Source organism: Microcoleus sp. Pol12B4, assembly GCF_036701385.1.
Taxonomy (GTDB): Bacteria; Cyanobacteriota; Cyanobacteriia; order Cyanobacteriales; family Microcoleaceae; genus Microcoleus.
The window spans coordinates 1-8,995 of the sequence record NZ_JAUBQR010000254.1; the positions used below are offsets into that span (position 1 = coordinate 1).

The following is an 8,995-nucleotide window of genomic DNA, read 5'->3' on the forward strand; positions in this document are numbered from 1 at the left end:
AGAGGTACTGGAATCATAATGAATCCTCCTGTATTTATTGTTTTAAACACTGCATAGCCCTTAACTGAACCGTATTGAATTAAAATTAGTGCAGAATAAAACGATAGCATTACTGTGCATGACTACCAAACTTTTTTCTGTTAAAATTAGATAGCTTGAGGGTAAATACTAAAAATTTCAATGAGGACTTAGGCTATGGAAAAGCGACAATTGGGAACATCACAAATTCAGATTACCCCGATAATTATGGGAACTTGGCAAGCTGGCAAGCGGATGTGGGTGGGAATTGAGGATGCTGAAACTGTCAAAGCAATGCGTGCCGCTTTTGAGGCAGGTATTACCACCTTTGATACGGCTGAGGTTTACGGAGAAGGGCATTCGGAACAAATTATCGGTCAAGCACTTTCAGAGGTGCGATCGCAAGTAGTGTATGCTAGCAAAGTTTTCGCCAACCACCTGAAACCCGAGTTGGTAATCGAAGCCTGCGATCGATCGCTAAAAAACCTCAACACCCATTATATTGACCTTTACCAAATCCACTGGCCCGCTGGCACTTGGAATTCCGAGTTAGTGCCAATTGCAGAAACAATGGACGCCCTGAACAAGTTAAAAGAACAGGGAAAAATTCGGGCGATCGGCGTTTCCAACTTCTCCCGTATCCAAATAGAAGAAGCGGCCCAATACGGACGCATCGACAGCTTGCAACCACCATATTCTCTGTTTTGGCGCTGGGTAGAAAAAGATGCTATGTCCTATTGTGTGGACAATCATATCTCAATCATTGCCTATTCATCTCTAGCTCAAGGAATATTGACAGGTAAATTCGGGCCAGAACACAAGTTTGAAGAAGGCGACCACCGCGCCAAAAATAAGCTGTTCATCAAAGAAAATTACGACCGAGTGCAAACAGCATTAAATCAACTCAGAGCAATTGCCGATCGCCACCACACAAGCTTAGGAAATTTAGCTTTAGCGTGGTTGATTTCCCAGCCGCAAACAAATGCAATTGTCGGCGCGCGCGACGGGGAACAAGCAGCCGAAAATGCTAAAGCTGCTGAGGTAAAATTGAGTGAAGAGGACTTAAAAGAAATTGACGCGATCGGGCGAACCGTCACCGATCGTCTAGACGACAATCCAGTAATGTGGAATTTTTAAAATAGAACTGACGCAACTGGCATATATAGTAAGGTGCGTCAGAACCTACATCCTAGATAATCATCCTAGAAATTCGTATGACGCACCCTACAAGTCGATGGGAGTGTGACTTGTGCAAGAGGTATAATATTTACTGCACTGTGGAAATATTCAAAAAGTTAAAATCCAAAATCTAAAATCCGAAATCTAAAATCGAATGAGTTACTGTCTAAACCCCAACTGTTCAAAGCCGCAAAATCCCCCCGCAGTCAAATTATGCAAAAATTGCCGGTCGAAACTGCTGCTGCGCGATCGCTACCGGGCTATAAAGGCGATCGGACAAGGCGGTTTTGGTAGAACATTCCTCGCCGTTGACGAAGACAAACCCTCAAAACCTCGCTGCGTCATCAAACAGTTTTTACCCCCAGAAATCCAACTCATCCCATCAGCAAGCAATCGCAACAGCAAAAAAGCAGCCGAACTTTTTGAACAAGAAGCAATGCGATTAGACGAATTGGGCAAACACCCTCAAATTCCAGAACTATTAGCCTATTCCATCCAAGACAGCAGACAATATGTAGTCCAAGAATTTATCGACGGGCAAAATTTAGCACAAATTGTAGAAACAGAAGGCATATTTACAGAAAATCAAATTCAAGACTTACTCAATAGCTTATTACCCGTCCTTCACTTCATCCATTCCCACAACGTTATTCACCGAGACATCAAACCCGGAAACATCATCCGCCGCGCCGACAAACAATTAGTTTTAGTAGACTTTGGCGCCGCAAAAATTGCCACAGGTACAGCATTACTCAAAACAGGAACCAGCATCGGCAGCCCCGAATACATCGCCCCCGAACAAGCTAGAGGCAAAGCATTTTTTACCAGCGATTTGTACAGTTTAGGCGTAACTTGTTTGTATTTGCTAACTCAAGTTTCCCCTTTTGACCTGTTCGATCCTGGTGAAGATGCCTGGATCTGGCAGCAGTATTTAGCCAATAACCCGGTGAGTGAACAACTCGGAAAAATTTTAGACAAAATGATTCAAAATGCTACTAACCGCCGCTATCAAACTGCTGTTGAAATATTAAAAGAAATTAATCCCCAAGTTGCGATCGATCTAGCAATCTCTCAAACAAATTCCAAGTTAGTTAAACCAGGAAAAACTCCCGCCCCGCCCCAACAGCAAACCTATAACTGGCAATGTCTTCACACCCTAACAGGTCACAAAAACTTAATTTACTCTGTTGCTTTCAGCCCCAACGGAGAAGTTGTAGCCAGCGGCAGCGATGACAAAACAATCAAGCTGTGGGGAGTTGAAGACGGGCAAGAAATTGTCACCCTTACAGGACACGCTAACTCGGTTTATACAGTAGCTTTCAGCCCGGACGGACAGACACTAGCCAGCAACAGCCACGACAAAACTGTTAAACTTTGGCGTATGAAAGATGGACAAGAAATCCGCACCCTGAGCGGTCACAGTAACTCAGTTTACGGCGCAGCTTTCAGTCCTGACGGCGAAATTATTGCTAGCTGCAGTTGGGACAAAACAATCAAGATTTGGCGAGTCAAAGACGGGCAAGAAATTCGCACGCTTGCGGGCCACACCAATTTAGTTTATTTTGTTGCTTTTAGCCCTTATGGAGAAACTATTGCTAGCTGCAGTTGGGACAGAACAGTCAAAATTTGGCGAGTTAAAGATGGGAAGCTACTTCGCACAATTACAGGTCATACAGACTCGGTTCGCTGCATAGCTTTTAGTCCAAATGGAGAGTTTTTGGCTAGCGGCAGCCATGACAATACTATTAAAATTTGGTGGGTCAAAGATTGGCAAGAAGTTTTAACTATCACAGGACATTCTTGGTATGTTGATTCTATTGCTTTTAGTCCCGATGGCGAGATTCTGGCTAGCAGCAGCAATCAAACTATCAAGATTTGGCGAGTGAAAAACGGTCAAGAAATCTGTAATATTGCAGGTCATACTAACTCTGTTTATTCTGTTAATTTTAGCCCGGAAGGAGAGTTTTTGGCTAGCGGCAGCAGTGACAAAACTATTAAGATTTGGCAGAATATGATGTTTGTTTAATTGCCCATAATTAAAGTTGTAAGTCATGATAAAGATTGTAACCAAAAGATTTCTGCTGCGTGACTTTGTAGATGCCGATCGATCGCCATTCTTGGACTATCAAGCCGATCCGCGCAACCAGACATTTTACGAACCCGATCGGTCTAGTCCCGACCATGCCGCACGTCTATTCGAGATGTTTCAGGCATGGGCAATCGCTAGCCCTCGACTCAATTACCAACTGGCGATCGTACAACGACATGAACCTTACGCGCTTGTCGGTTGCTGTGGACTGCGGGGAGAGTTGTGCGAAACTGGCGAGATGGAATTTGGTCTCGAACTAGCACCAGCCTATTGGGGGCGATATGCCTACGCGATCGAGGTGGGGCGTGCGCTGCTCGACTTTGGGTTCGCAAAACTGGATCTGAAGGCGATCTCCGGGTCTACCGTGAGTGCAAATACCCGGATCGCTCGGTTGGCCCAGTGGATAGGAGCAGAGGTGGTTGCTACCCGCCCAGGGTCCTCATGGATGTCCGATCGCGGTTGGAGCGAGGTCGATTGGCGGATTGCACGGGCGCAATGGGAGCATCGTACTCTGCGGCACGGGCGATAATATATGTTTGTTTTTGTAAACGGTTTATGAATGACGCAGCAGCCAATCAAATCCGTCAGCAGGTGGATGCCGTCTACCGATCCGAGTCGCGTCGCGTTTTAGCTACCCTGATCCGACTCCTGGGCGACTTTGATCGCGCCCAAGAGGCGATGCACGAAGCCTTCGCTGCGGCTGTAGCGCAATGGCCCCGCGACGGTATTCCCGCTAACCCGCGATCGTGGCTTGTATCTACGGGTCGCTTTAAAGCGATCGACACCATCCGCCGTCGCGCCCGCTTTGATACGCACTTGGCAGAACTCGCTCAACAACTCGAGCCGAGTGACAGCACAATCGAGGATGACGAGGACGTTGAGGACGATCGCCTGCGCTTGATTTTCACTTGCTGTCACCCGGCCCTGTCGCCAGAAGCTCAGGTGGCGTTGACGCTGCGGGAAGTTTGCGGACTCAGTACCGAGGAAATTGCCAGCGCCTTCCTGATTGCTCCCCCCACGTTGGCGCAGCGGATCGTGCGGGCCAAGGCGAAGATCCGCGACGCACGCATTCCTTATCAAGTGCCGTCGAAAACCGATTTGCCCGATCGATTGGACACCGTGCTTCAAACGATCTACCTGGTGTTTAACGAAGGGTACGCGGCCTCATCTGGCAGAGCGCTGACGCGGGCAGATCTCGCTGACGAAGCGATCCGTTTGGGACGGCTGGTAATGGAACTGTTGCCAGACTCCGAAGTAATTGGACTCCTGGCGCTGATGCTGCTGCAAGAATCGCGGCGCACCGCCCGCACTTCCTCCACAGGCGACCTCATCCTTCTAGAAGACCAAGATCGATCGCTCTGGAATCAAGCACAAATTTCTGAAGGCTGGTTACTGGTGCAGCAATCGCTATCATCAGGACGGTTTGGTTCGTACACGCTTCAGGCTGCGATCTCAGCGGTGCATTCAGAGGCCCAGAGTGCTGCTGCAACCGACTGGGCGCAGATTGTGGGCTTATACGACCTGCTCGTGCAATTAGAGCCGTCGCCCGTTGTTGCCTTAAATCGGGCGGTGGCAGTGGCAATGCGGGATGGCCCCTTAGCGGGACTGCAATCGATCGACCAAATATTAGGGCGTGGCGATTTGGCCGACTACCATCTGGCACACTCCGCGCGAGCCGATTTGTGTCGGCGGCTGGGCAGAACGGCTGATGCCAGAGAATCCTACCAAAAGGCGCTGGCGATCGTGAAACAGGAACCCGAGCGTCGTTTTCTCGAAAAACGCCTTCGCGAGTTAGGGTGAAAACATTTTTTGCTTTGCTGTCGATTTGCAGCTTCGCCGAACGACTACTAAATGAAGGCGACTATCTCAGATCGAATTTTGGAGTAACGATGAAATACATATTGCTGATTTACAGCGACGAAAATGCCTGGACTGAAAGCGAGCTGCAGCAATGCTACGCCAAGTCTTTGCAGCTAACCCAAGAACTGCAAGCAAACGGTCAATATTTGGGTGCTTCGCCGCTACACTCGATCGCCACAGCAACCAGTATTCGAGTGCGTGACGGCAAAAAACTTGTCACTGATGGGCCGTTTGCGGAGACGCGCGAACAACTCGGCGGCTACTTTCTGATCGATGCCAAGGATCTTGACGAAGCGATCGCGATCGCAGCACGCCTACCAAGCGCCAGTAAAGGTACGGTTGAAATTCGCCCGATCGTGGAACTGTCGGGCTTGCCATCAGACCAGTAGTTGCTGTCAGTACCGCTCAACGCAGGCTTCCACATCCGCACTGACAAACTTTTCCAGAAAAAATGTTCAACTTGTCGATCGCACTCACCTCTATTCGACTAGATGGTAGAGCAAGGGTTAGCAGCTTTCAATCTGCGCCCGGAAAACCAATCGACATCAATAAGGAGATACCACTATGACAATGACAACCGAAATCACTAAAACACAAGACGAAGCCCTGATTCGACAAATCATCGCAGATACGGCCAGTGCCATCTGCGCCAAAGACCTCGATCGCATCATGGCGCACTACGCCCAAGATGTGATTATTTTCGATGCAATACCGCCGTTCCAAACCAGAGGTGCAGATGAATTTCGACGGACGTGGGAGGCCTGCCTGCCTTGCTTCCCGGACTCCTTCGGGATTGAGATGCGAGACCTCAGCCTTACCGTGAGCGGTGATTTGGCGATCGCGCACTGGCTTTTTCACTTCACAGGGATGCCAAAAGATCACCCAGGGGCGCAGATGTGGATGCGAATGACCTCTGCGTGCCAGCGGAAGCAGGGCAGATGGCAGATTGTGCACGAGCATTGCTCTGTACCCTTCGATCCAGAAACGTCTAAAGCCGTTTTCACGAGCGCACCTTAGCCCAGCTCAACAACCACAAACAAAAGGAGATTTCACTATGAAAGTCATGGTTCTAGTCAAAGCTACCGAAGACTCAGAGGCAGGCGTCATGCCCAGCGAACAGCTTCTGACGGAAATGGGGGAATACAACGAAGCATTGGTCAAGGCGGGAATTATGCTCGCTGGCGAAGGGCTACATCCCAGCTCAAAAGGAGCGCGGGTGAGGTTTTCAGGCACAAATCGCAGCGTGACTGACGGGCCGTTCACAGAGACAAAAGAGCTGATTGCCGGATACTGGATCTGGCAAGTGCAGTCGATGGACGAAGCCATCGCCTGGGTCAAACGCTGCCCCAACCCGATGCCAGGAGAATCCGAGATCGAAATTCGCCCGATCTTTACAGAAGAGGACTTCGGCGAATCCTTGACGCCCGAACTCAGGGAACAGGAAGAACGCATTCGGGCGGGGGCAGAAAAACTCCAGCATTCTTGAGGGCATAAATACTGCCTAACTTTTTGTTTGGCAGCCACATCATTTCCCGTGAATGGATTGCTCGATCGACTATTAACCAAAGGAGTACATGATGCAATCGAATACTTATCTCTTTTTTGACGGTGAATGCAAAGCTGCATTTAAATTCTACGAACAGTGTTTTGGTGGCAAAATCGACGGGATGATGACCTATGGGGATGCGCCCATGTCTGAGGAAATTCCCTCCGAACAGCGCGATCGAATCATGCACGCCAACTTAACTGTTGGTGGAATGGTATTGATGGGTTCTGACACTCCACCCGATGACTTTAAAAAACCACAGGGATTCTCTGTGAATCTTCAATTTGACGATCTGGTCGAAGCGGAGCGGATCTTCCAAAAATTGGCAGAAAACGGAACGGTAAAGATGCCATTCCAAGAGACCTTCTGGTCTACCCGTTTTGGAATGCTTGTCGATCGATTTGGCACACCGTGGATGATTAATGTCCAGCCAGCTACCTAACCCTTTCAAGTTGGCTCACAGGCGTTACCCTTCAATTCAAACATTAGCGAAAAATCGTTAATGTTTCACCTTGCGATCGAAGTTAAAAAGGAGAAAACATGGCTACTAAAATTTTCGTGAATTTACCCGTCAAAAATCTCGATCGGTCTGTCGAATTTTTTACTAAACTTGGATTCAGTTTTAACGCCCAGTTTACTGACGAAACTGCCACTTGTATGGTAGTGAGCGAAGACATCTTCGTCATGCTTTTGACAGAAGCCAAGTTCAAGGAATTTACACCCAACGCAATTTGCGATGCCACCAAGAGTACAGAAGTGCTGGTGTGCTTGTCTTCCGAGAGCCGAGAAGAAGTGGATAAAATGATTGGCAAGGCAGTTGCTGCTGGCGGAACTACCTACAATGAACCCAAAGACTACGGATTTATGTATGGTCATGGCTTTCAGGATTTAGATGGCCACATTTGGGAAACTGTATTCATGGAACCCAGTGCAGTCAATCAAGGTTAGGCATTTTCTATCTGCTTCGTGAAAACAATACAAAGCTCTTCTCAATGGGTCCAAGTTAGCGATCGCATTGAGAAGAGCGATCGAATATCCAAAAAGACCGCATAAACCATGAATTCATCATCTAAACCAGTTGGCTACAACTGCGTTTCGCCCTATTTCGTTGTCGGTGGTGTAGCCATTGGTAACAAGTTAAGCTAAGAAAGCATTTGTCAGTCAGCAATTATGCTCAACATTTACTCGGATTTTGGGCCCAAAACTGAGATTTGGGCGATCGTGCGATCGTGCCGAGGGTGATATTTATACCTACTCCCTCTTAAATCGTGAATTTTCCACTCCTAAAAAAGCAGTTTTTTTGAGTAATATTACTGATTGACAAATGCAATTAAGTCTTAACTTGTCACCAATGGGTGTAGCAGAAACATCGCATTTCTCATCTGAGTATGGGGAGCGATCGAACTGAGGCGGTTCCCCAATGAATCGGAAAAGCCGATCGACTCTGAAGTCCGCATCAACGATACGGTAGTGATGATTGCTGAGGTCGGCGATGGCTGGCCATCCTTTTTTAAACAGAAGTACGATCGCCCTTCCTCCACCTCTTCAACAACTCCGGCGTCACCAGCCCTTGCGGAAAAAATATCGTTCCCAAAACTATCAACAACCCAAACACAATTAACCGCCCATCCCGCAGAAATTGCGCCAACCAAATCGGCAATCCCTGAATAGTTGCTATCCCCCTCAAAACCTCGGGTAAAGCAGTAAACACCATCCCACCCAAAACTGCTCCCAGAAAAGTTCTGCTACCACCAATCAACACAGAAGTCAAGTAAATAATACTAGCATCAAAAGTACCTTGACGGGCGTTCCAAGTATTGAGGAAATGAGCGCTAACGGCACCCACAACCCCAGCTAAAACAGCACCTAACGTGAAAGCCAGAACCTTATAAAAAGTTGGGTTAATGCCGATCGCATCAGCCGCCAACTCATCAGCGCGGATCGCTGCAAAAGCCCGCCCCACCCGAATCCGTTCCAGCCGATAGACAATCGCCATACTTACCAACAGTAAAGGTAGTACAATCCACAAATACTCGATCGGCGTCGCAAACGGTTGCGGAATCCCAAAAATGCCAACTGCGCCGCCAGTGATATCTAGATTCAGCGATAAAACCCGCAGAATTTCCACAAAAGCAATAGTGGCGATCGCCAAATAAATCCCACTCAACCGCAGCGCCGGAATTCCCACCAAAATCCCCAGGAACCCCGAAACAAACCCTGCAATTATCATCTCTAATAACAGCAAAGGCAGTGGAAATAAACCCCCTGTGGTTTGAAACACCGTCGTAGATAAAATCGCCGCA

The 8,995-nt window shown here is 48.1% G+C and carries 10 protein-coding genes; 9 read left to right on the top strand and 1 reads right to left on the bottom strand.

Annotated elements, in window-relative coordinates:
* Window positions 1–195: 195 nt before the first annotated feature.
* The 9 genes from QUA38_RS25110 to QUA38_RS25150 all read left to right on the top strand — a co-directional run bounded on the left by QUA38_RS25110 (window position 196) and on the right by QUA38_RS25150 (window position 7,640).
* Window positions 196–1,155 (top strand): aldo/keto reductase, encoded by a 960-nt coding sequence (locus tag QUA38_RS25110; RefSeq protein ID WP_333166755.1) that lies wholly within the window; start codon window positions 196–198, stop codon window positions 1,153–1,155.
* A gap of 196 nt (window positions 1,156–1,351) precedes the next feature.
* On the top strand, window positions 1,352–3,223 hold the full coding sequence (locus QUA38_RS25115) for a serine/threonine-protein kinase (RefSeq protein ID WP_333166758.1): 1,872 nt from the start codon (window positions 1,352–1,354) through the stop codon (window positions 3,221–3,223).
* A gap of 25 nt (window positions 3,224–3,248) precedes the next feature.
* On the top strand, window positions 3,249–3,815 hold the full coding sequence (locus tag QUA38_RS25120) for a GNAT family N-acetyltransferase (protein WP_333166760.1): 567 nt from the start codon (window positions 3,249–3,251) through the stop codon (window positions 3,813–3,815).
* Window positions 3,816–3,841: 26 nt separating this feature from the next.
* On the top strand, window positions 3,842–5,086 hold the full coding sequence (locus tag QUA38_RS25125; RefSeq protein ID WP_333166762.1) for an RNA polymerase sigma factor: 1,245 nt from the start codon (window positions 3,842–3,844) through the stop codon (window positions 5,084–5,086).
* Window positions 5,083–5,535: a YciI family protein gene (locus QUA38_RS25130; RefSeq protein ID WP_333166764.1), complete on the top strand. Its 453-nt coding sequence runs from the start codon at window positions 5,083–5,085 to the stop codon at window positions 5,533–5,535. The genes QUA38_RS25125 and QUA38_RS25130 overlap by 4 nt, the downstream gene beginning before the upstream one ends.
* Window positions 5,536–5,710: 175 nt before the next feature.
* A complete protein-coding gene (locus tag QUA38_RS25135) occupies window positions 5,711–6,163 on the top strand; it encodes a nuclear transport factor 2 family protein (RefSeq protein WP_333166766.1) in 453 nt (150 codons plus the stop codon).
* 37 nt (window positions 6,164–6,200) lie between these two features.
* The gene (locus QUA38_RS25140; protein WP_333166768.1) at window positions 6,201–6,632 is read left to right on the top strand and encodes a YciI family protein; all 432 of its coding nucleotides are present in this window, start codon (window positions 6,201–6,203) and stop codon (window positions 6,630–6,632) included.
* A gap of 88 nt (window positions 6,633–6,720) precedes the next feature.
* The gene (locus tag QUA38_RS25145) at window positions 6,721–7,134 is read left to right on the top strand and encodes a VOC family protein (protein ID WP_333166769.1); all 414 of its coding nucleotides are present in this window, start codon (window positions 6,721–6,723) and stop codon (window positions 7,132–7,134) included.
* A 98-nt stretch (window positions 7,135–7,232) separates the two neighbouring features.
* On the top strand, window positions 7,233–7,640 hold the full coding sequence (locus QUA38_RS25150; protein ID WP_333166771.1) for a VOC family protein: 408 nt from the start codon (window positions 7,233–7,235) through the stop codon (window positions 7,638–7,640).
* Between the two features lie 562 nt (window positions 7,641–8,202).
* Here the strand turns inward: QUA38_RS25150 and QUA38_RS25155 are convergent.
* Window positions 8,203–8,995 (bottom strand): branched-chain amino acid ABC transporter permease (locus tag QUA38_RS25155; RefSeq protein ID WP_333166773.1); only part of this gene is annotated, 793 nt, incomplete at its 5' end.